This is a genomic window from Flavobacterium gilvum (genome assembly GCF_001761465.1).
Taxonomy (GTDB): Bacteria; Bacteroidota; Bacteroidia; order Flavobacteriales; family Flavobacteriaceae; genus Flavobacterium; species Flavobacterium gilvum.
In genome coordinates this window covers 3291480-3316020 of the sequence record NZ_CP017479.1, presented here as the reverse complement: position 1 = coordinate 3316020, position 24541 = coordinate 3291480, and the positions used below count along the sequence as shown (strand labels likewise).

Below are 24541 nucleotides of genomic sequence, written 5' to 3'. Positions count from 1 at the left end.
AAAACAGAATGCCCAAAAATCCAACTTTCGAACAAAGAGTCAAATGGCATTTGGAACACCAAAAAAATTGCCAATGCAGACCCATTCCGGAGAAACTCTTGGAGGAAATGGCGAAAAGGAAAAATTCGTGATTTTTTATCATTCCGAGGCATGCGGAATCACATAAACTTAAGCTATCTCGAACGCAATATCTTTGAAATAAAATTTTTAATAAGTTTTTCAATAATTTACTTCTATTAGCGTTCTCGCAGTATGTGATTCCTCCTCCGTCGGAATGGCAAAAAGCGAGAATTAATTAAGTATGCGTGTCATTCCGACGGAGGAGGAATCACATAAAGTTTATCCCATAATATGTGATTATAAGTACTAGAACACCTTTCAAGAAAAACCCTAAATTATGATTGAATTTACTGAAGGCTATCACAGCTATTATGTTTATATCATCACGAATAAATATAGAACAAGCTATTACATTGGTATGACAAATAATTTAGGAATAAGGTTGCAACAGCATAAAGAAAACATCGAAAAAGGGATTAAAACTTTTGCTTCAAAATATAATATCGAGTTTTTGGTTTATTACGAAAAGTATACTTGGGTACAGCAGGCCATAGCTAGAGAAAAAGAAATTAAAGGTTGGAGAAGAGACAAAAAAAAAGAATTAATTCGTTCATTTAATGATAATTTTGAATTTTTAAACCATCATTTTGTCAATAGCAATGTGATTCCTCCTCCGTCGGAATGACAAAACTGGACGATTTATATCACCTAAATTTGTCATTCCGACGGAGGAGGAATCACATAAAGTTGTTTCTATCTATTCTTGAACGAATAATCTACACCAACTTCCGTTCCCCAATCTGCTGTCTCCACATGGCGTAATACAACCCTTTTTCATCAAGTAAATCATGATGTCTTCCTTGCTCGATAATAGCACCTTGCTCCAAAACATAGATTCGGTCAGCATGCATAATAGTAGACAAACGATGTGCGATTAACACAGTGATCTGGTCTTGCTTGGAAGAAATACTCTTGATTGTTTTGGTAATTTCCTCTTCGGTAATAGAATCCAAAGCAGATGTTGCTTCATCAAACAATAATAATCTTGGATTTCTCAACAAAGCTCTTGCTATGGATAATCGCTGTTTTTCACCTCCAGATACTTTGATACCGCCTTCACCAATAGTGGTATCCAAACCTTTTTCGGCGCGAGCCAATAAATTTTGACAGGCTGATTTTTGCAAAACATCATTTATTTCTTCATCAGTCGCATTGGGTTTTACAAACAACAAATTGTCTTTTATCGTTCCAGAAAACAGTTGTGCATCCTGAGTCACAAAACCCAATTGTTGTCGAAGTTCGGTCAAATCGATGTCTTTGGCATTTTTGCCATTATAAAAAATATCACCTTCTTCGGGCGTGTACAGACCCACCAACATTTTGACCAAAGTAGTTTTGCCACTTCCCGAAGGCCCAACAAAAGCAATGGTTTCCCCAGCTTTTGCTTCAAATGAAATATCTTTGACGGCATGCGAAGTGGCTGTTTGATGCTTGAACGAAATATTCGAAAATTTTAAATTATCAATAAAACCGATTGTTTTTGGGTGCAGCGGTTTTTCTTCACTTTTGGCATTCATCAAATTACCAAAATTATCCATCGAAGCTTTCGTTTCATTATAAGTGGCAATCACGTTTCCAAGCTCCTGCAACGGATTAAACAAGAAGAAAGAGAAAAACATTAGCGTTATCATATCTCCCGGCTTAATAATTCCTTGGAAAATGAACATATATAATGCAAAAACCAAAGTCGTTCTCATGAAATGAACCGTTGTCCCCTGAATAAAACTCAACGAACGGATAAAGCGCACTTTTTTTAACTCCAATCCTAATATTTTTATCGTGGTACTATTGAGACGATTCACTTCCTGATCTGTTAATCCCAAACTTTTTACCAATTCAATATTGCGTAAAGACTCGGTTGTAGCTCCAGCCAATGCTGTGGTTTCGCCTAGAATTTCTCTTGAAACTTTTTTTATTTTTTTGCCCAAAAAGGAACTGACAAATGCAACTACCGGAACTGTTGCCAAAAAAATAGGTCCGAGCATCCAATGGATGTTTATCGCATAAGCCATCACAAACACAATCCCGATAAGTGTTTGAAAAACCAATGAAATAGCCAAAGTGATAAACTTTTCGCAATCAATTTTTACCTTTTGAAGTTTACCCAATGTTTCACCGCTTCGCTGATCCTCAAAATCCTGAAAGGGTAGTTCCAATGCCTTTTGAATTCCATCGGTGTACATTTTGGCACCGGTCCGCTGAATAATAATATTGGTGAAATAATCCTGAAAATTCTTGGCGATTCTAGACATCATTGCAGCACCCAGAGAAAGTGCCAACCAGCCCAAAACTGCTTTTGTGAAAAGTCCAAAATTATGATTGAAACCGGCAACACCAACACCACATTGATTGAGTAGTTTACCAATAATAATTGAATCGCATAATGAAAAACACTGATTAATAGCAGCCAAAAATAATGCTAAAAACAATAATGGCTTATGTTCTTTGATGTAGGTATATAATATTTTCATTTTTTTTCTATAGTTGAAATGCAAAACTACAACTATTGAATGCAGTTTTGTAGAATTTTATACCGTTTCCGGCTCATTTATGGCATCAATAACCGACTTGGTTATCTGTAAACTCTTTAATTTATCATGATGATTAAAAATTGGACAGGCAATCATTAGTTCATCCACACGGGAATATTCTATGAACTCTTTTAGATCGTTAATCAGTTTTTCTTTGCTTCCCGCAAAAGTGCAGGCGGTCATTTGATTCACATGATAACGCTCAGCCTCATTCATAATTACATTCAAAGATTCTATAGGCGGTTGCAAAGGCTTACGGTCATTCCGAACCAAATTCAGAAACATTAGGTACAAACTGGTGGATAAAACCCGGGCTTCATTGTCTGTATCGGCAGCAATTACATTTACGCAAGCCAGCGTTTTTGGCTTATCCAAATATGCCGAAGGTTTAAAGTTTTCCCGATAATATTCAAAAGCCTGAATCATTTGCCTTGGCGCAAAATGTCCAGCAAAAGCATACGGGAGTCCATAAGCCGCTGCCAATGTTGCGCTGTCCATGCTCGAACCTAAAATCCAAACGGGGACATTTACTCCTTCTGCTGGAAAAGCCCGCACTTTGGACACGGCATTTTCTTCCGAAAAATAATCTTGTAAGGTCTTTACATTCATAGGAAACCGCTGAGATTCTTCTAAAAAATCGGGTCTGATGGCTTGTGCGGTCAGCGAATCGGTTCCGGGAGCTCTTCCTAAACCAAGATCGATTCTTTCTGGATACAGAATTCCTAATGTTCCAAATTGTTCGGCAATAATCAAAGGCGAATGATTGGGCAGCATGATTCCGCCCGAACCAACTCTTATTTTTTTGGTTTGACTCGCAACATAGCCAATTAAAACAACTGTTGCCGTACTCGCAACATGAGCCATATTGTGGTGTTCAGCTAACCAAATTCGTTTATAGCCCAAATCATCGGCCAATTGCGCCAGTTCTTTGGTTTTTTGCATTGTTTCTGCAGCATCACTTTCCTGTGTGATTATGGCTAACTCTAATAAGGATATCGGGATTGGGGGTTTTTGCATCATGATACTTTTGCACAAAATTAATCATTAACCCTCAGTTATTTATTCTGATATGTTAATTCAATTATAAAATTTAAACCGAATTCTTTTATATTTATAAAAAGAATAATCAAAAGTTAACTTAAAAAATATTAAATTAACTTGGAAAATATTAATTTTAACTATCTAAAAAACAACAATATGGCAAATAATAAGGTTACCCTTCATAGAGTTTTTTCGGCACCTCCCGAAAAAGTCTACAGAGCATTTACAGATGCAGACGCAATGGCTTCCTGGTTACCTCCTTATGGTTTTGTTTGTAAAGTTCATAGTATGGACGTACAAATTGGCGGAAAATACAAAATGTCGTTTACCAATTTTACCACGGGTAATAGTCATTCATTTGGTGGTGAATATTTGGAAATTATACCAAATGAAAGATTAAAATACACCGACCATTTTGATGACCCAAATTTACCGGGACAAATGATTACGACCATAGAATTACGAAAAGTACTATGTGGTACCGAACTTTTTGCTACACAGGAAGGAATCCCCGATGCCATACCAACAGAAATGTGTTATCTGGGTTGGCAGGAATCATTAGACAAATTAAAACGTTTGGTAGAACCAAATATCCCAGATGCTTAATTTGGTATTAAAACAAACATAGAAATAAATCACCCTATGTTTGTCATTCCGACGTAGGAGGAATCCCAACAGTTGCTCAAGCTATGTGATTTCTCCTTCGTCGAAATGACAAAACCACTGAACTTTGTTCATAAAACATAGCTTACTACAAATAACAAACAGTCTTTTTAAAAAACTAAAAAATGGCGAAACAAATTTTTATCAATTTAGCAGTAACCGATTTGCAAAAATCGTTGGACTTTTATACTGCATTGGGCTTTACAAACAATCCTCAATTTTCGGATGACAGCGGAAAGTGTATGGTTTGGAGTGATAGTATTTTTGTAATGTTGCTGACACACGAAAAATTTTCTGGCTTTGCAACCAAACCTATCGCAGACACCAAATCAAAAGTAGCGGGTCTTTTTTCGTTATCGACAGAAAGCGTTGATGAAGTAAACAGCATTGTGGCAAATGGACTAAAAGCTGGCGGAATAGAACCGAGCGAAATGAAAGATTATGGTTTTATGCAGCAACGTACTATTGAAGATTTTGACGGACATACGTGGGAAATTTTCTATATGGATATGTCTAAATTCCCAGCAACGTAGTAGGGCAGAAAAAAATGAGCCCGATGCAATATCGAGCTCATTATTATTTATAGACCTTTCTTATAAGCCTGTGTTAATTTGTACATCCTTGTAAGGAATAGGCAACCAATATTTAATTGGGCCTACTGGTTTTAGATCATCTGGTGCTTTATTAGCATTAGCCTGTTCTACCTTTTGTAGGCGTTGTAAATCGAACCAACGGGTATATTCACCAGCCAATTCCCAAGCTCTTTCCTGAACAACAGCATCGGCAAATGCAGCCGAAGACAATCCTGCCGCTAAATTTGGCAATCCTGCACGTGTTCTTATACGGTTAACAGCGGCATAGGCATCTGTAGATGGCGCTGCACTAGATCTTGCCTGAGCCTCGGCGTAAGTAAGCAATACTTGAGCATAACGCAATAATTTAACCGATTGATCGGTACTGGATGTAGCAAAGTTAGGAGTTGGAGTATTCACTCTAAATTTTTTAAAGAACGGGTGTCTGATAGTACTATTCTGCCAAGTAACAGTCGTACCATTAGGCTTGGTGAATACAGATTGAAAAGTCAAGTCTTTACGTATGCCATCCGGGAAATTATTATAGAACGTTACTTCTGCACAATAATCGGCCCAACCTGATTCTTCTGGATCAGCCATAGATGATTTTCCGTTTAAAGTACTTGGATTACCACAGCTTGAACAAAATTGCAACGTAAATACATCTTCAACCGTGTTGTTGCTGGTAGTAGTGCCCGACCAGAGCGTAGCCAAATTTGGAACAAGGTCAAAACCGTACTTTGCACTATTATCAATCACCTCTTTTGCTTTAGCAGCAGCCAATTGATATTTGGATGCATCTTTAAGAGGCCATCCCGCTTCAGTTAAATAAACTTCGGCAAGCACTGCTTTTGCTGCTCCAGCATTTACTCTCCCTGCAGCAGGTTTAGTGTTCCCCATCAAGGTTTCAGCATTTTTTAAATCAGATTCAATTAATTTATATATCGTTGCAGGGTCGGATTTCGAAACGCTTAACAAACTGCTTGTATAAGTTGAACTTGAAATAATAGGAACGTTACCCCAAAGTCTGGTAAGCCAAAAATAAGAATACGCTCTTATGAAATAAGCTTCGCCTCCAATTTGCTTAATTTCGGCAGTATTACCTACCTTTTCATAATTATCAATAATCGCATTGGCGTTTTGTATGGCTTTATAGCAACCGAGCCAGATAACATAAATTCTACTATTGGTTGAATTTACAGCAAATTGATCCATTTCTCTCAGTTCTTGTTTATTACTGGAAGGATGGGTGGTAAGATCATCAGACCCCATTACTACTGCATCTAATGCTGCACTACCAAAACCAGAATTATAACCATCTTTTAAAGGTTTATAGGCTCCAACAATAGCGGTTTGCAAGCCAGGCAATGTATTAAGTGCTGTATTACTTGCTAACAACCCTTTAGGGTCTTCGGTAAGCTCTTTAGTGCAGCTCACTGCAGCGAAACCGAGCAAAAGTGAATAAATAAGTTTTTTCATTTCGATTTATTTTAAACCAGTATTGCTATTGGTTGTAATGAATAATATTTTTATTGATTTTAATTAAATCCCTATTAGTTAAAGTTCCAACTTAACACCAAGTGTAACTAATTTTGCGTTTGGATATGAAGCATTATCAAGACTTTGGTTCACATCACTTCCTGCACCTGTTGTTAAGCTATTGGTTTCTGGATCAAATCCTTTATACTTTGTTATGGTAATTAAATTGGTTCCACGCAAGAATACCGTTGCACCAAAACCTTTAAAGTATTCTTTAGGAATTTGGTAGCTAAGGCTTATATTTTTTAATCTGATATAAGTTGCATCTTCCAAAAATCTTGTTGATGGTGAGTAATTTTTATCGGTTAAGCTAAAAGCTGGAATATCAGATGTCTCGTTTACCCCTGGAATGTATCGGTCTGCAATACCGGCTGCAGTTGCCTGACGAAGCCCCGCGTAAATTGTTCCAATTGAACCATCCAGTTTATCAAATCCACCAGCACTTTGTATAAATACATTCAATGTTAATCCTTTCCATACAAAATCGTTGTTCCAACCCCAAGTGTATTTTGGCAAGCCGTGACCAATTGCGTGGTAATCACTTCCGTCTATGATATGATCACCATTTAAATCTAAATATTTAGAATCACCTGGTTTATTGTTATAGGCTGCAGCTGCAGCTGCTTCGCTCGGTTTCCATGTTCCTAGATAAGTCAATCCCCAAAAAGTACCCATAGGTTGGCCGGGTATTAACATAAATTCTGCTGTACTACTTGGAATATTGCTTGGAGAATACAATGATTCAATTTTGTTTCTCAAGAAAGAAAGATTAGCACTACTTGACCAATGAACCTGTGCATCTTTTGAATTACGATACGTTAATGAAAATTCGAGTCCTTTGTTACTAACCGCTCCCACATTAGATAACACACTTCCACCACCCATGTATGCTGGCACTGGAACATTAAGCAATAGATTATCCGTAAGTTTGTCATAATAATCAGCAGTAAAAGAAACTCTGTTGTCGAACATATCGGCATCAAGACCCAAATCCCACTGTCTTGTAGTTTCCCATTTAAGATCAGGATTTCCTGGATTACCTAGAACAATACCTGGATTTGCTTTACCTGGATCAATCGTAGTTGTTGCTGTATTATAAAGACTTAAGGTTTGGTATGGATTGATAGCTTGATTACCTGTAAGGCCATAACCACCTCTAAATTTTAACGAATTGAAAAAGGTTTTGTTTTTCATAAAATCCATTTCCGAAATTTTCCATGCTGCACCAGCAGAAGGGAAAGTACTGTATTGGTTGTCCTTTTGGAATTTCGATGAACCATCACGTCTCACAGAAGCACTTACATAATAAATACCTTTGTAGTCATAAGTAGCTCTTCCTAAGTAGGATAATAATGTAGATTCAGTATAACCTGAGCCTATACCATACGTCCCCGATAAGCCAATATTGTAATACTTTGTCTCTGGATACGTTAAGTTGTTTCCGCTTGCATTAAAGTAATTAGATGTATAGGATTGATATTCAATAACTCCAGTAAGTACTAAATTATGTGCATTGTTAAAAGTATGTGCATAAGTTAAATTGTTAGTACTCTGTACACCTATATTCTCAGTAGAAGATCGTCCAGCATTCGCCTGAAACAAAGAATTGATTGTTGCATCAGAGAAGTTTAAGTTTTGAATATTATTATAATTCAAACCACCCGTTGCATCAAAAGTAAGACCAGGAATGAATTCATATTTCAAACCGACAACAGAGGTAAACAAAGAATTATTAGAAACATTGCTTTGATCAGTTGCATAGGCTACTGGATTAAAATCGATTGAATTGTAAGGGTCAACTCGGGTATATTTGCCATTAGCATCTCTTACAGGTTCTGTTGGAGACCATGTGATAGCCTGATTAATAGATGAAAAGCGACCACCTGACCCAGCAGCACCATTGAGAACTTCATTTCTTGTTGCAGAAGAATTTAAATGAAGCGACAATTTATCGGTTAGTTTTGAATTTAAACCAATTCTTAGTGCATACCTTTTCAGACCAGTATTAAGAAGAATACCTGATTGATTTAAATAGTTTCCGCTGGTGAAATAATTGGTTTTTTCATTACCTCCCGAAATATTTAATTGATATTCCTGAGACAACATTGATCTAAAAATTTCATTCTGCCAGTCGGTACCACCGTTAGCCGCATAATTATTAATTTGCTGCTGCGTAAATACTGGAGGAAGACCTGTAGCAGCTGCACGTTCGTTTAGTGTTCTTGCATAATCAGCTGCACCTAAAAGATCTAATTTTTTAACTACATTTCCTCCGCCTAACTGAGTCATAAAGCTAATATTGCTTTTCCCAGCCTTTCCTTTTTTTGTAGTAATAACAATTACACCATTTGCTCCCCTGCTTCCGTAAATAGCAGTTGATGGAGCGTCTTTCAATATGTCCATGGTCTCAATGTCATTCGGGTTTATAGACGAGGGGTCTGTACCCACAAAGCCATCAACAACATATAATGGGCTATTATCTCCTACAATGGAATTGTTTCCACGAATACGTACCGAAACGGCTCCTCCTGGCGCCCCAGAATTTGATATAACTTGCACACCCGAAGCACGTCCCTGCAATATTTGTGATATATTGGTAACCGCTTGCTCTTTGAAATCTTTTGATGAAACAGATGCTACCGATCCAACTAAATCCTTTTTCTTTTGAGTACCATAACCTACCACAACTACTTCATCCAGTTTTTGGCCTGTTTCTTTCAAAACAATGGTAAGTGTAGAGTTTCCGATAGCAACTTCTTGAGAATCAAACCCAATGAAAGAGACTATAAGTTTTGCTCCGTTTTCAGGAACACTGATAGAGAATTTACCATCGGCATCTGCCTGAGTACCAATATTGGTACCTTTAACCGTTATATTGGCTCCAGGGATGGGAATTCCTTTTTCATCAACAACTTTTCCTTTAATTTGCTTTTGGACTGATGTCAAATTAATAGACTCCTTCTTTCGTGATAAAGTAACTGTTTTTGAAGATACTGCTGCCGATACTTGTAATGTAAGAGCAATAACCAATGTGGATGCTAATTTCATGGTTTTCCATGGTTTTAACGTAAGCCTGTGTGTTTTTGGCTTCATTTTTGGTAATAGTTTCATAGATTCGTAATGGTTTTGTTAATTGCAGCAAATATTAATATTAACTCATGGGGGAAGGGATAAAAATTTCCTTATTAAGGTGAAAAATCTCCTTTTGTAAGTGCCAAATATTTGTTATTCTCAAAATAGTAAAGGGAAAAAGGGAATATGATTATTTTTAGATTAATAAAATTGCTATTATTCTTGGGTCATATTGATTAGGAAAACGGTTTTGAATTAAGTGGAGATTTGTAAAAGTGATGATTTTGATCGAAAATCGTCATTTTATTTTTTTGTTCCAAATGATTTAAGAGGCTAATTTTCAGTCTTTTTTAAACCATCAAAAAAGATTCTTGTGTTTACCTGTAAGCCTTATGATTTTATGGGTTTTGTGTTTTATACTTTTCGTATTTTTTATTTTTCTACATTTACTTCAATAAAAAATGATTTTTCACACATGGCTTTTCCTATCAAATCTTTGTTGGTTTTTCTTTTTCTTCTTAATCAGTTGAATTGTTTTTCACAAATAAATCAAAATGATTTGACCCAGAATGTAAATGATACCACTTTTGTAAACTTAAAAGAGTACAGTCAGGATTTTGTTTATGATATGAAATATGCCACTGCTGACAATTTTTTGAAATCCAAAGTATATGATTGTGCCGAATGTTATTTGCGCTATAAAACCGTAAAAGCACTTATTTTGGCCAATGAAAGATTTATGAAAAAAGGGCTCAAAATAAAGATTTTTGATTGTTACCGGCCTTTGGATATTCAGAAAAAAATGTGGGCAATTGTTCCAAATCCAGAATATGTTGCCAATCCGAGTAAAGGTTCAATCCATAATAGAGGAGGGGCGGTCGATATTACGTTGGTAGATTTTGATGGAAAAGAATTGGATATGGGCACTTCTTTTGATTTTTTTGGAAAAGAAGCCAGCCACGATTTTCCAGATTTTTCTAAAGAAATTAAAAATAATCGAAATTTATTGAGAAAGATTATGGCGAAGGAGCATTTTAATTCCTTTGATTCCGAGTGGTGGCATTATAATTTGAAAGCCGGTTTGAAAGATACTGTTTCCAATTTTAAATGGGAATGTAAATAGCTTAAAAATAGAAAACCATTTTCAATTAAGTTAAAGTCTAATTGAAAATGGCTTTTTTTTTATTCTGAAAACAAAAAGAATTACTCCACGCAACGTAAGTTTTCAATGAAATAAGTCTCTGGATAATACATTTTTCCGTCCAGTTCGGCTGTAAATTCTTTTCTGATTATTACGTCTTCAACATCAGTCAGGTATTTGATTCGCATTAAGGAGACTGGAGATTTTTTCAGGTCTTCGTAGTTTTCTTTTAAAAATACAAAAACTCCAGATTTTACTCTATTATCAAATCCTTTGTCGTCTCGTACCATACTGCCACAATTTTCTTGATCAATATGGTTAAGCGTAACAATTTTTCCGTTTTGCAGCTGTAAATAAATTTTGGAATCTTTATCAAAGCAGTTGGCTTTCATGAAATCTTTGCTTTTTTGAATTAATTGCACTGTCAGTGTAGGTATTCCGTCTGTTAAAGCCAAAGAATAAAAAATGTAACTGGAATTTCCCCCAAAGACCTTTTCGCTTACCAGATATTCTTTGGTGATTTTATAGGTTCCAAGAGAATCTGTGACATTGGTCGCGTATTCACAAGGTTTTTGGGCAAAAAGAGAAAAATTAATAAGGCACAAAGCCGTAACAAGTAAGTATTTCATTTATGTAAAAATTATTTTTTATTTCATTTTGGTGCAAATTAAAACAATTTTGGTGTTATTTTCATCAGTTGTAAAAAAACAATACAAATCGCCCCCTTCTTTGATTTTCCATTTTTTTCGGATGCTTTCGACCGAATCAGGAAAATTTCTTGTAGTGACGTTGGCTTTCATGTTTTCTAGATAGCTTTTCATCTCACTTTTGTTATAAGCAAAACTGTTTTTTATTTCAAAAACTCTTCCCGGAAAATTTTTATTTTCGTTTGATGTATACAAATGCGAGTGTTTGTGAAGCTTGTTTAATCCGTAACATAAACCAACTTGATCAAAGCCTCCAGATTTCATTATAGAACTATTGGGCTCATACAAATATTTTTGTGGTAAACTAAAGATGGGCTGACCATTAATTTTATTGAATGTAAAATCAAATATTTCTGTTTTCTCTTTTAAAAGATTTACGGTTTTGATACTAATATCACCTTGATAATTTTTGCTTAATTCCCACAACAGCTCTTTTACTTCATTATCGACGGCAACGATATGGATGGATTTGATATTATTTAATTCACTGATTCCAGCTGTGATATCCAATATTGGAGCTGTTTTTATTAAGATTGAATTGGATTTTTCAAAATAAAAATCAAGATTTTCCGGGACATTGGGTAAGCAGTCTTTTAGCATGAAGACTTTGCCTTTACTGTCGTTTCTTCTGGAAGGATCAATGTAGATCCAATCCCATTGTGTTTTTAATTTTGATAAAGTTTCAAAGCTATCTTCTGCATAACAAGTAATGTTGTCTTGACCCAATTGTTTGCAATTGTGTTGTACAATTTGAGACAATTCGGAATTGATTTCGCAATGGGTTACGTTTTTTATTTTTTTTGAAAAATAATAATCATCGATGCCAAATCCACCCGTTAAGTCGATTAAATTTTCACCCGAAATAAGTGTGCTTTTGTATAAAGCCGTTTTTTCCGAAGATGTTTGTTCTACTGAAATTTTGCTTGGATAAATGATGTTTTTGGTCGAAAACCATGTCGGCAGTTTTTCTTTTGCTTTAGATTTTGCCGCAATTTGATTTAAAACAGAAATCCATTCTACAATAGGAAACGGATTTTTTTGAAGTGCCAATTTTGAAACGGAGACTCCAATATTTGAATCAATAAAATCTTGTATTTTGGAATCTAAGATGTCTAGGTTCAATTTAATTTTTTTTTATTACGTATTGACTAATTTTTAGACCACGAAAACCCGTGGTTGTATTTTGATATAAATATAAAAAAACTCGCTAACAAGAGCGAGTTTTAAAAATATAAATTTTAGAAGCACTATTGACTAAAGCCTGCTCTCACACCCCCGGAAACAAATAATGCCAACATTCTCGATTTCTGACCAGTGGTAAACATAAACATTCCTCTGTCATCTGTGTAATCCATATAGTTCATCGTCATTTCGTTGTGAGTGGGCAAACATAAACTTACATGAGGATAAGTTGGAACACCAAAATTGGCAGTTTTTGCAACAGGAGTGTCTGTTACCAAATCATTTCCGCAAGAAGTATCACCCCAAATATGTCTTAGGTTCATCCAGTGTCCAATTTCATGTGTTGCTGTTCGTCCAAGGTTGTAGGGATAATTGGCATTACCTGAAAGTCCAAAATATTTAGAATCTATAACTACACCATCGGTCGCAGATGAACCACCTGGAAATTGGGCATAACCTAAAATTCCTCCACCAATAGTACAAACCCACAGGTTTAAGTTTGTTGCGGGTGATGTTGGATCCAATCCGCCTTGTTTTGTTTTTTTCATGGCATCTTTGGTGCCCCATGAAGTTTTTGTTGTTGCTTTTCTATTGGTTTTGACCAATTCAAAAGTGATTCCAACATTTCCTGCTACAGTTGCAAATTCAGACGGAGTTGTTTTAAAATCAGGATTTGAAGCAGTAAAATCTTTGTTTAGTACATCTATTTGGGTTTGTATTTGACTATCAGAGATATTTTCTGCGGCAGTCCTATAGAGTAGATTGACAACCACAGGAATCACGATTTTACTGTCTGCGATGCGTTTGGATAGTACCGCGTTTTGGGTAAAAGCTTCAATTTGATTCATTCTAATGGCCAAAGTGGGATCAGCTTTTAATTGTTCTTCTAGAACTTCCTGTGTTGCACACTTGCGTTGAATAACCGATTCTGTCGATGAAATTGCTGAATTTTGATCATCATTTTGACATGAAAAAAGCATTATCAGTGCTGCGAAGGGTAAAAATATTTTTTTCATAATGTATTTGATTATCAGTTAATTGTATGCAATTTACGATTTATTACTATTGAAAATCTAAATATGTAATTGTTTTTTATCTGATTGCCCACGGATATGCTTAGCTTGTTCACTATTGTCTTAAGAATTTCTTGAAAATTTTTTCAAAATATAGCTCTCGCAAAGTCGCAAAGAATTCGCTGACGAACTTTGTGTCTTCTCATCTTTCCGAGAAAACACAAAGCTTAACTTAATGACATTTCTATCGCTGGAGTCATAGATAAACGGATTAATACGGATTTTTAATTGTTTTTAAAGTATAGAATCTGCGATAGTCCGCGTAGTTCGCGTGAAAAAAGATAATAGAATAGTAGATTTTAGCTTATAAATAAACACTAAAGCTTAGTGACCATTGTGGAATGTGCACAAAGAAATGAAAATATTTGCGCTCTCTTGCGGTAAATTTATGAGTTCAGATACAAATTAATTGGTGAAGATGTAAGTCATAATATTAGCACCCATTTTTAATGCTTTTTCGCGAATTTCCCAAGGGTCATTGTGAACTTCGGCATCTTCCCATCCGTCGCCAAGGTCGCATTCGTAGGTGTAGAGCAAAACCAATTTATTGTCGATAAATATTCCGAAAGCTTGAGGTCTTTTTCCGTCGTGTTCATGGATTTTTGGCAATCCATTTGGAAAAGCGAATGGTTTTTGAAATATAGGATGGCTTGAAGGAATTTCGACTAAATCATTATTTGGAAATAATTTTTTGATTTCTTTACGAATGTATTGATCCATACCATAATTATCATCAATATGCAGAAAACCGCCTCCCAAAAGATATTTCCTTAAGTTTATGGCATCGCTTTCGCTAAAAACCACATTTCCGTGACCGGTCATATGGACAAACGGATAGGAAAAAAGATCTGGACTGCTGGGTTCAACAGTTCTGGTTTTTGTTTTTATTCTTGTGTTTGTATTGGCATTGCAGTATTTTATCAAATTGGGCAGCGAAGTTGGATTTGCATACCAATCACCACCTCCGTTGTACTTTAACAAAGCTATTTCTTGAGAAAAACCCTCTGTAGAAATGGAAAGTAAAAACAAAAAGAGGAAAACTACTTTTTTCATTGATCGGAAATTAAACTTTAATCTAGTTTTCATTGGTAAAAACAACGCTATGACAGGCAACAATGGCAGCAGTTTCTGTACGTAATCTTGTTTCGCCCAATGAAACAGGGATATAATTGTTCTCTAATGCCAATTCTATTTCTTTGTTCGAAAAATCACCTTCGGGACCTATTAATATAGTGTAATCGGTATTGGGTTTAAGTATTGATTTTAAGGATTTTTTGTTTGTTTCTTCGCAATGGGCGATGATTTTCTGACCCGATTTTTCTTTTTTTATAAATGCTGTAAGCGAAATGGCAGCATTCAATTTTGGAAGATACATCTGATTGCATTGCTTCATGGCCGAAAGAATAATTTTTTCAAATCGTTCTGGATTTATTACTTTTCTTTCGGAACGATCACATATAACAGGGGTTATTTCGTGTATTCCAATTTCTGTAGCTTTTTCAAGAAACCATTCGTAGCGGTCATTCATCTTTGTTGGGGCAACCGCCAAGTGCAATTTGTATTTTGAGGCTTTAGCTTTCTCTATTTCCAAAACCTGAACCGTACATTTATTGTCAGACGCTAATGTGATTTCAGTTTTAAATAAAAGACCAGAACCGTTGGTTACATATAATATATCGGTATCTTTTTTGCGTAAAACCTTAATGATGTGCTTACTTTCTTCCTTGTCAAAAGAAAAAGTTTCTGTTGTTTCGTCTATTGCGGGGTTGTAAAATAACTGCATAATTAAAACGCTATTCGGGCTTTAGAAACAACATCTGCTGTTTCAAATTTTTGAAATAAAAACTTTTGGTACCCTACAATTCCTATCATTGCGGCATTGTCTGTTGTATATTCAAATTTTGGGATGTAGGTTTTCCATCCGTATTTTGTTTCGGTTTCTTTCAACGTATTTCGGATTCCGGAATTGGCCGAAACCCCACCGCCAATTGCAATCTGCTTGATTCCGGTTTCTTTTACGGCCAGTTTAATTTTATCCATTAATATTTCGATAATTGTGTGTTGGATCGAAGCGCAGATATCGTTAATGTTTTCTTCTACGAAAGCAGGATTTTCTGCTTTTTTCTTTTGAATAAAATATAAAATGGCTGTTTTCAATCCCGAGAAACTGAAATCTAGCCCAGGAACTTTTGGCTTTGTAAATGGGAATGCTTTTGGATTACCCAATTGTGCATTTTTGTCAACCAATGGTCCTCCCGGATAAGGAAGTCCAAGGATTTTGGCACTTTTGTCAAAGGCTTCACCCACAGCGTCATCTGTAGTTTCTCCAATTATTGTTAAATCAAAAAAATCATCAACACGAACAATTTGTGTATGGCCGCCACTTATTGTTAAGGCCAAAAAAGGAAAAGTGGGTTTGTCATAACCTTCTTCGTCTATAAAATGTGCCAAAATATGGGCGTGCATGTGATTTACTGCGATAAGCGGAATTCCAAGTGCCAAAGCCATTGATTTTGCAAAGGAACTTCCCACCAAAAGAGATCCCATAAGACCGGGACCTTGCGTAAAAGCAATCGCAGAAAGCTGTTCCTTTTGGATATTGGCTTTTTTTAATGCGGCTTCAATCACCGGAACTATATTTTGCTGATGGGCACGAGATGCAAGTTCTGGGACAACGCCCCCGTATTGGTTATGAATTAACTGGTTTGCCACAACATTTGACAGTACTTTATCGTTACATAATACGGCTGCTGCGGTATCATCGCAGGAACTTTCTATTGCAAGTATATAAACGTTTGGAATTTGCATATAAACGGGTGAATTTTGAAGTATATTTGATGGTTAACTATAAAAATAGTAATTTTACAGCTGTGCCAAAATTAAATATTTTTTAGTTAAGGCGCTGATATTTCTAAAGGCAAATTATTTATTTGTACTAAAAACAATAAATCTATTCTCATCAAAAAGGTTAAAAAAATAGTATTCCGTACACTCCTTGGACTAATATTATTATTGTTGGTACTTTTTATTGCCCTTACTTTACCTTCGGTTCAGACCAGAATTGCTCAATATTTTGTAAAAAGCATCAATCAGGATTATGGACTTAATATGAATATCGATGAGGTTCAGCTTACTCTTTTTGGCGGGGTGAAACTTAAAAAAGTTTTGATTATTGACCATCACAAAGATACTCTGATTTATGTAAAAAGGTTGAATACTTCTTTTCTTGGTGCTAAAAAGATTCTGGATGGGGATTTGATTTTTGGAGATATCGCTCTTGATGGTGTTCTTTTTAATATGAAAACCTATAAAAAAGAAAATAAATCCAATCTGGATTATTTTGTAGACGCTTTTGGCACGAGCAAAACACCTTCGAAAAAACATTTCTTATTGACCGCGACTAAAATAGATTTGACAAACGGAAGGTATGTTTTGATTAATGAAAATAATGAAACCAAAAAACCTGTCGATTTTACCAAATTAAATTTATCGGTAACCAATTTTAAAGTTTACGGTCCCGAAATTTATGCTAATATCCAAAAATTGTCTTTTTTGGATCACAGAGGTTTGTTTGTCAAAAAGCTGAAGGGAAATTACAGTTTTACCCAGCAGCACATGATTTTGGATAAAATGGAAATTGAAACCAAAGAGTCCAGTATTAAAGGGTATGCTTCGCTGAATTATGAGATTGATGATTTCTCCGATTTTGTAAATAAAGTAGAGTTTGACTTTAAATTAAAAACCTCAAATATTGCTTCTAATGATATTCGTCATTTTTATAATGAATTGGGTAAATATCAATATTTCAAAATTAGATCACATATTATTGGTCCTTTGAATAATTTAAAATTTCTAGATTTATATCTAAAAGATAATAGGGGTACAAAAATTGTAGGTTTTATAAATTTCAAAAACCTTTTGGGCGAAAAGAATCAAAAATTCTATATGAATGGAAAATTTGATCAATTAAACTCAAATTATGACGATTTAGTTAGCATACTGCCAAATGTTTTAGGAAAAAGTCTTCCGGTTGTTTTAAAGAAATTTGGCGATGTATCTTTGGTAGGAAATACACAGGTAACAACCACTTCTATTCATGCAAACTTGGCTGCAAATACAGCGTTGGGTGCTGTCAAATCAAAATTCATTATAAACAATATGAGTCAAAGCGACAAAGCGGATTATAAAGGTTATGTTGTTTTGAATGATTTTAACATTGGTAATTTGCTTGACAATAAAGAACTATCCAAAATAAGTTTAAATGTTGATGTTGACGGTCACGGTTTTTCCGAAAAATATTTGGATACTTCAGTAAAAGGAATGGTTTCGAATGTTGCCTATAATGGATATAATTATAAAAATGTAGCTGTAAACGGGAATTTTAAATTACCTATATATAAAGGATCGATTGTTGTAAATGACCCTAATTTGAAAATGAATTTTGACGGATTGGTCGATTTAAGTAAAAAAGAAAATCAATACGATTTTCAGATTCAGATTGATAAGGCCGAATTGAATAAATTGAATTTTGTAAAAGATAGTGTTGCCAAGTTTAATGGAGATATTCTTGTCAATTGTCAGGGAAATACACTGGATGATATTCATGGGAATATTTATGTGGCTTCAGCGACTTATACCAATCCTAAGAATACTTATCAGTTCAATGATTTTAGCCTAAATTCTAGTTTTGATGATAAACGGGTCCGAACCATAAATATTTCGGCTCCGGATATTACTAATGGGACTGTTGTAGGGAAATATAAATTTTCTCAATTAAAGAGTTTGGTTTCTAATTCATTGGGAAGTCTTTATACTAATTACAAGCCTGTACCGGTTAAAAAAGGTCAGTTTCTTAAATTCAATTTTGAAGTTTATAATAAGATTGTCGAATTGTTTTTTCCTGAAATAACGGTAAGTGAAAACACTGTTGTAAAAGGGAATATTAATTCGGATAACAATGAATTCAAATTCAATTTTAATTCCCCAAATATAAAAGCGGCCAATAATTCTTTTGACAATATCAGAATTTCCATTGATAATAAAAATCCGCTGTACAATGCTTATGTTGAGTTGGATAGCATTAAAACCAAAATGTATAAAATACGTGATTTTAGTTTGATTAATGTGACTTCAAAAGATACTTTGTTTTTTAGAACTGAGTTTAAAGGCGGTTCAAAAGGTGATGATTATTTCAATTTGGATTTATACCATACTATAAACAAAGAGAATAAAAACGTAATAGGCTTCAGTAAATCTGAAATTAAATTAAAAAACAGTTTGTGGTTTTTGAATGAGGCAAACAAATCCAATAACCGTTTGATTTTTGATAAAAATTTGAAAGAATTTAAACTCGATGATTTTATACTGTCCAATAAAGAGCAGGAAGTAAAACTTGATGGCGAGTTCAAAGGAGATTATTACAAAGATATTAATGTCGTATTTAATAATTTTGATATCAATGCTTTGACTTCGGCTCAGCAGAGTTTTGATGTTCATGGAAATTTAAGTGGCAAAGTTAATTTCAATCAAAATAAACAGGTTTATAAGCCTACAGCTTCTTTGAAAATAGATGGATTGAAGGTTAATAATTATGATTTAGGAGTCCTTAATTTTGATATTACGGGTGATGAAAGCTTTAAAAAATTCACACTTTATTCTACTATCGAGAATAAAGATTTTGAATCGTTTAATGCCGATGGAAGTTTTGAGGTTGTAAATAAAGAAACACTGTTCGATTTGAATTTAAAATTTGACCGATTTAATTTGGCAACCTTAAGTTCGTTGGGTGGTGATGTTATCTCGAATATAAGAGGTCTGGTGTCTGGAAATGCTACAATTGGAGGGACTTTGAAAAAACCGGATATTAATGGACGTCTCTACATCAATGGTGGAGGATTGACAATACCATATCTTAATGTTGATTATGCTCTGAAAGATAAAACTATTGTAGATCTCACCGACGAAAAATTTCTTTTCAGGAATAATACTTTAATTGATACAAAATTCAACACTACTGGGATTTTGAACGGAGTAGTGGAGCATAAAAACTTTTCAGATTGGAAGCTGGATTTGGGTATTAGTTCAAAGAGACTTCTTGTGTTGGATACAAAAGATAGTGAAGATGCCGCTTATTTTGGAACAGCATTTATCAACGGAAATGCTTCTATAAAAGGGCCTGCAGATGGTTTGTTTATAAAAGTTGATGCAAAATCCGAAAAAGGTTCAGCTCTTAAAATACCTATTAATAGTGCCGAAAGTGTAGGCGAAAATAGTTTTATTCATTTTATAACTCCAAAAGAAAAATTCAATTTAGAAAAAGGAATTGTAGACAACAGTAAAAAGTACAATGGACTCGAATTGGAGTTTGATCTCGAAATTAATCCGAATGCCGAAGTAGAAGTTATTTTGGACAGGAATTCCGGACACGGAATGAAAGGTCGCGGAAACGGAACACTTTTGTTTAAAATAAATACCCTTGGTGCTTTTAATATGTGGGGAGATTTCTTGCCTTATGACGGAACCTACAATTTCAAATATGGAGGATTAATTGATAAAAAATTTAAAGTCAAAAAAGGAGGTTCCATTATTTGGGAAGGCGATCCAATGAAAGCGCAATTAAATCTGGAGGCCGTATATAAAACATCTGCAAATCCGGCAGTATTATTGGATAATTCAAATGTCAATAAAAAAGTAGATGTTGAGGTAGTTATTGGTATTCGAGGAGATTTGGCACATCCAGAGCCCGATTTCATGATTAATTTCCCAACCATTACAAGTGTTTTGGAATCAGAACTACAATCCGAATTGGCAGATAAAGATGTAAGACAAACCCAAGCTTTGTACTTGTTATCAACAGGTAGTTTCCTGAGCAGGGACGGATCCAGTCAGGCAGTTGCTTCGAGTATGTATGAAACAGCTTCGAGTATGCTGGGAAGTATCGTTCAATCTAATAATGAGAAATTTGAAATGAATTTTAATGTTGTTTCTCCAGATAATAGACCAAGTACGCAAACAGACGGTAGGGTAGAGGCGATAGTTTCTTCCAAAGTGAATGAAAGAATTACGATAAACGGAAAAATAGGTGTTCCGTTTGGCGGAGTAAACGAGTCTGCTATTGTAGGAGCGGTTGATATTAAATACAGGGTAAATGAAGATGGATCATTTAATTTTCATGTTTTCAATAAAGAAAATGATATAAATTATATAGGTCAGGATATCGGATATACCCAAGGAGCCGGTATTATGTATGAGGTCGATTTTGATACTTTTAAGGAGTTGGTGGATAAAATGTTTAAAGGCAATAATAAGCTACCTAAAGTGAAGAATACCAAAGTGAAAGTTGATGAATCGGACTCTAATTTGAATCCCAATATTATAAATTTCACAAAGCCCAAAGAACCTAATAAAGAAAAACCTAAAGTAAATCAGGACGCAGCACTTCCTGAAGATGATTAATTGTAAATAACTGTAAAACTGTTGTTTATCTTTTTGTTGTTTTTGAATAAATTTGTGTTTCCCAATCTTTTTTTTAGTACCTTCAATTGTTAATTTTTTTTATAAATTTTATTTGTTTTTTATTTTTTGGGATAAGTGGCCTAATATTTGTTAAAAAGAATAAGTCAAATGATACTGATTTTTATAAAAACGGAATGTTTTTTGTAATTTGTGAAAACTTATCAACGAAAACGTTTGAATTTCAGTTATTTTATTAAAATGTTAGAAAGGTGCCCTAAAATATATTCGATATTTGCTAAATTTACACTTTAATACTTAAAAAAATGTCAAAAACAATAAAAAAGATAGGTGTGCTTACCTCCGGAGGAGACTCTCCGGGAATGAATGCTGCTATTCGTTCTGTTGTACGAACATGTGCTTTTCATAACATTGGATGTGTTGGTATTTATAGAGGATATCAAGGAATGATAGAAGGGGATTTTGAGGAAATGGGGCCCCGTAGTGTTAATAATATTGTGAACAAAGGTGGGACTATTTTGAAATCAGCCCGCTCAATGGAATTTAAAACCCCAGAAGGGCGTAAAAAAGCCCACGAAAATTTAGTGAAAGCAGGAGTTGATGCTCTTGTAGTTATAGGTGGAGACGGTTCTTTTACCGGAGCATTATTATTCAATACAGAATTTAATTTTCCAGTAATGGGGATTCCAGGTACTATTGATAATGATATATTTGGTACCAGTCATACACTAGGATATGATACTGCTTTGAATACTGTTGTAGAGGTAATTGACAAAATTCGTGATACGGCAAGTTCCCATAACAGGTTATTTCTTGTTGAGGTAATGGGACGTGACGCCGGTCATATCGCTTTGAATGCAGGAATTGGTGCAGGAGCAGAGGAAATTCTTATTCCGGAAGAAGATTTAGGTTTGGACCGTTTATTGGATTCTTTGAGAAAAAGTAAAGCTGCAGGAAAAACTTCAAGTATTGTGGTAATTGCCGAAGGTGACAAAATAGGTAAAACTGTTTTTGAACTAAAAGATTATATAGAATCAAATTTTCCAGAATATGATGTTCGTGTATCCGTTCTAGGACACATGCAACGTGGTGGAGCTCCATCTTGTTTTGATAGAGTTTTGGCAAGTCGTTTGGGAGTAAAAGCTGTTGAAAGTATATTGGAAGGACAGTCCAATTTTATGGTTGGTTTATTGTCGGACAAAATTGTGTTGACACCATTAGAACTGGCAATAAAAGGACACAGCGAAATTGATTTGGAATTACTGAGGGTATCAGATATCATGACAATTTAATATAAAAGAGAAAAAAAATAATAGTAACAAGAACAAATAATTTAAATTTAATACAATGTCAAAAGTAAAATTAGGAATTAACGGATTTGGTAGAATTGGAAGAATTGTTTTCAGAGAAACTTTCAATAGAGATAATGTAGAAGTTGTTGCAATCAACGACTTATTAGATGTAGATCACTTAGCTTACTTATTAAAATATGATTCAGTTCATGGTCGTTTTGACGGAACAGTTGAAGTAAAAGAAGGAAAATTATACGTAAACGGAAGAAATATTCGTATCACTGCTGAAAGAAATCCAGCTGATTTGAAATGGAATGAAGTTGACGTTGATGTAGTTGCTGAATGTACAGGTATCTTTACTACAATTGAAACAGCTAACGAACACATCAAAGGTGGTGCAAAAAAAGTAATTATTTCTGCTCCTTCTGCTGATGCTCCAATGTTTGTAATGGGAGTAAACCACGAAACTGCAAAAGCTTCTGATGTAGTTGTTTCTAACGCTTCTTGTACTACAAACTGTTTGGCTCCATTGGCTAAAGTTATCAATGATAATTTCGGAATCGTTGAAGGTTTGATGACAACTGTTCACGCTACAACTTCAACTCAAATGACTGCTGACGGTCCTTCTAGAAAAGACTGGAGAGGTGGACGTGCTGCTGCAATCAACATCATTCCATCATCAACAGGAGCTGCTAAAGCTGTTGGAAAAGTTATCCCTTCTTTGAATGGAAAATTAACTGGTATGGCTTTCCGTGTTCCTACTGCAGACGTTTCTACAGTAGATTTAACTGTGAAATTAGCCAAAGAAACTTCTTATGAAGAAATTATGGCTGTTTTGAAAAATGCTTCTGAAACAAACATGAAAGGTATCTTAGGTTATACTGAAGATGCAGTTGTTTCTCAAGATTTCATTTCAGATAAGAGAACTTCAATCGTTGATGCTACTGCAGGAATCGGTTTGAATTCAACTTTCTTCAAACTAGTTTCTTGGTATGATAATGAGTATGGATATTCAAGTAAATTAATTGACTTGGCCGTACATATTTCTTCTTTGAAATAATAAATTTATAAATATAAATCCCATTAATTTAATTTAATGGGATTTGTTTTTTGTTCAATTTAATATTCCCTGCAGATTGGATTGTATTTAAAATGAGGAACAAATTCACCAATTAAACAAATAATATGAAATGAGCATGAGAGTAAATTGGCAATTAGAACCAATGAAGATATGCGAATTACATATGACCGATAAAAAATAATAAATATCTACATATGAAATTAATAGTTGATAGTGGTTCTACTAAAGCAGATTGGATTGCGATAGATGATAATGGAAAAGTTATGTTTACAACACAAACATTAGGCTTAAATCCAGAAATTCTTGATAAGCATGAAATTATCGATCGCCTCAATGATCGATTTGATATATTACAAAATAAAAAAAATGCAACCCATTTGTTTTTCTATGGTGCAGGTTGCGGAACTGATAGAATGAAGCTTTTTCTTTCTCAGGTTTTTAAGGAATATTTTCCAAATGCCATTGTGGTTGTTGAAGAAGATACCTATGCAGCAGTTTTTGCTACTACTCCAAAAGGAGAAAAAGCAATTGTGAGCATATTAGGAACTGGGTCAAACTGTAGTTATTTTGATGGTAAAATTTTGGAACAAAGGGTACAGTCATTGGGTTATATTATAATGGATGATTGTAGCGGAAATGTTTTCGGAAAAAGATTAATCAGAAAATATTATTTTAATAAAATGCCAAAAGAATTGGCTAGCGTTCTTGAGAAGGAATATGATGTAGATCCTGATTATATCAAGAATAAATTGTACAAAGAGCCTAATCCAAACGCATATCTTGCGACTTTTGCCAAATTTTTAATTCAGAATAAGGATCATGAATTTTGTAAAAAGATAATTTTTAAGGAAATGAAATCTTTCATTAAAAATTATATCTTGCAATTTGAAAACTGCAGAGAAGTTCCAGTTCATTTTGTTGGGTCTATCGCGTTTTATTTGAAAGATGAGTTGGCTGAAATTTTTGAAAAATACGAGCTTAAATTGGGTACAGTGTTAAGAAGGCCAATTGATGGTTTAATTGCTTACCACGTAGCTAATAATAACTAATATTC

19 protein-coding genes are annotated in these 24541 nt (G+C 34.6%); 9 read left to right on the top strand and 10 right to left on the bottom strand.

All coding sequences use genetic code 11. The annotated features are described in order from the left end of the window. Positions 1-43 precede the first annotated feature (43 nt). Positions 44-166: a hypothetical protein gene (locus tag EM308_RS18330; RefSeq protein WP_262488075.1), complete on the top strand. Its 123-nt coding sequence runs from the start codon at positions 44-46 to the stop codon at positions 164-166. 231 nt (positions 167-397) lie between these two features. Further along, entirely contained in the window at positions 398-745 is a 348-nt protein-coding gene (locus EM308_RS13560) for a GIY-YIG nuclease family protein (RefSeq protein WP_035640983.1), read from the top strand. 91 nt (positions 746-836) lie between these two features. Here the strand turns inward: EM308_RS13560 and EM308_RS13555 are convergent, their stop codons facing one another. Continuing rightward, the gene (locus EM308_RS13555; protein WP_035640981.1) at positions 837-2591 is read right to left on the bottom strand and encodes an ABC transporter ATP-binding protein; all 1755 of its coding nucleotides are present in this window, start codon (positions 2589-2591) and stop codon (positions 837-839) included. 57 nt (positions 2592-2648) lie between these two features. Further along, positions 2649-3668: an LLM class flavin-dependent oxidoreductase gene (locus EM308_RS13550; RefSeq protein ID WP_035641007.1), complete on the bottom strand. Its 1020-nt coding sequence runs from the start codon at positions 3666-3668 to the stop codon at positions 2649-2651. A gap of 180 nt (positions 3669-3848) precedes the next feature. Here EM308_RS13550 and EM308_RS13545 point away from each other — a divergent pair, with 180 nt between their 5' ends. Next, positions 3849-4298, top strand: a complete 450-nt coding sequence (locus EM308_RS13545) for an SRPBCC family protein (RefSeq protein ID WP_035640978.1) — start codon at positions 3849-3851, stop codon at positions 4296-4298. Between the two features lie 182 nt (positions 4299-4480). After that, complete coding sequence (locus EM308_RS13540; protein ID WP_035640975.1) at positions 4481-4888, top strand: VOC family protein; 408 nt, start codon at positions 4481-4483, stop codon at positions 4886-4888. Between the two features lie 60 nt (positions 4889-4948). On the opposite strand, the gene EM308_RS13535 is transcribed toward EM308_RS13540, so the two are convergent. Further along, positions 4949-6406, bottom strand: a complete 1458-nt coding sequence (locus EM308_RS13535) for a RagB/SusD family nutrient uptake outer membrane protein (protein ID WP_035640973.1) — start codon at positions 6404-6406, stop codon at positions 4949-4951. Between the two features lie 78 nt (positions 6407-6484). Beyond that, positions 6485-9559, bottom strand: a complete 3075-nt coding sequence (locus EM308_RS13530; protein WP_197056156.1) for a SusC/RagA family TonB-linked outer membrane protein — start codon at positions 9557-9559, stop codon at positions 6485-6487. Positions 9560-10013: 454 nt separating this feature from the next. Here EM308_RS13530 and EM308_RS13525 point away from each other — a divergent pair, with 454 nt between their 5' ends. Continuing rightward, a complete protein-coding gene (locus EM308_RS13525) occupies positions 10014-10661 on the top strand; it encodes a M15 family metallopeptidase (RefSeq protein ID WP_035641000.1) in 648 nt (215 codons plus the stop codon). A gap of 80 nt (positions 10662-10741) precedes the next feature. On the opposite strand, the gene EM308_RS13520 is transcribed toward EM308_RS13525, so the two are convergent. The 6 genes from EM308_RS13520 to tsaD form a co-directional block, all read right to left on the bottom strand. Further along, complete coding sequence (locus EM308_RS13520) at positions 10742-11308, bottom strand: hypothetical protein (protein ID WP_035640970.1); 567 nt, start codon at positions 11306-11308, stop codon at positions 10742-10744. Between the two features lie 18 nt (positions 11309-11326). Continuing rightward, a complete protein-coding gene (locus EM308_RS13515) occupies positions 11327-12508 on the bottom strand; it encodes a THUMP-like domain-containing protein (RefSeq protein WP_035640967.1) in 1182 nt (393 codons plus the stop codon). A gap of 125 nt (positions 12509-12633) precedes the next feature. Then, positions 12634-13584, bottom strand: coding sequence for a zinc metalloprotease (locus tag EM308_RS13510; RefSeq protein WP_035640964.1), 951 nt, complete (start codon positions 13582-13584; stop codon positions 12634-12636). A gap of 462 nt (positions 13585-14046) precedes the next feature. Next, a complete protein-coding gene (locus tag EM308_RS13505) occupies positions 14047-14694 on the bottom strand; it encodes a DUF4159 domain-containing protein (RefSeq protein WP_035640998.1) in 648 nt (215 codons plus the stop codon). A gap of 22 nt (positions 14695-14716) precedes the next feature. Further along, the gene (locus EM308_RS13500) at positions 14717-15424 is read right to left on the bottom strand and encodes a 16S rRNA (uracil(1498)-N(3))-methyltransferase (protein ID WP_035640961.1); all 708 of its coding nucleotides are present in this window, start codon (positions 15422-15424) and stop codon (positions 14717-14719) included. Between the two features lie 2 nt (positions 15425-15426). Continuing rightward, positions 15427-16449, bottom strand: coding sequence for a tRNA (adenosine(37)-N6)-threonylcarbamoyltransferase complex transferase subunit TsaD (gene tsaD, locus EM308_RS13495; protein WP_035640958.1), 1023 nt, complete (start codon positions 16447-16449; stop codon positions 15427-15429). Positions 16450-16656: 207 nt separating this feature from the next. Between tsaD and EM308_RS13490 the strand changes: the two genes are divergently transcribed. From EM308_RS13490 to EM308_RS13475, 4 genes are all read left to right on the top strand, one after another. Next, positions 16657-21096, top strand: coding sequence for a translocation/assembly module TamB domain-containing protein (locus EM308_RS13490; protein WP_231560051.1), 4440 nt, complete (start codon positions 16657-16659; stop codon positions 21094-21096). 323 nt (positions 21097-21419) lie between these two features. Next, the gene (pfkA, locus tag EM308_RS13485; RefSeq protein ID WP_035637872.1) at positions 21420-22406 is read left to right on the top strand and encodes a 6-phosphofructokinase; all 987 of its coding nucleotides are present in this window, start codon (positions 21420-21422) and stop codon (positions 22404-22406) included. A 55-nt stretch (positions 22407-22461) separates the two neighbouring features. Beyond that, positions 22462-23466 carry a type I glyceraldehyde-3-phosphate dehydrogenase gene (gene gap, locus EM308_RS13480; protein ID WP_035637870.1) on the top strand — a complete coding sequence of 335 codons (1005 nt, stop codon included), beginning with the start codon at positions 22462-22464 and terminating at the stop codon, positions 23464-23466. 215 nt (positions 23467-23681) lie between these two features. Further along, on the top strand, positions 23682-24536 hold the full coding sequence (locus EM308_RS13475; RefSeq protein ID WP_035637868.1) for an N-acetylglucosamine kinase: 855 nt from the start codon (positions 23682-23684) through the stop codon (positions 24534-24536). Positions 24537-24541 lie beyond the last annotated feature (5 nt).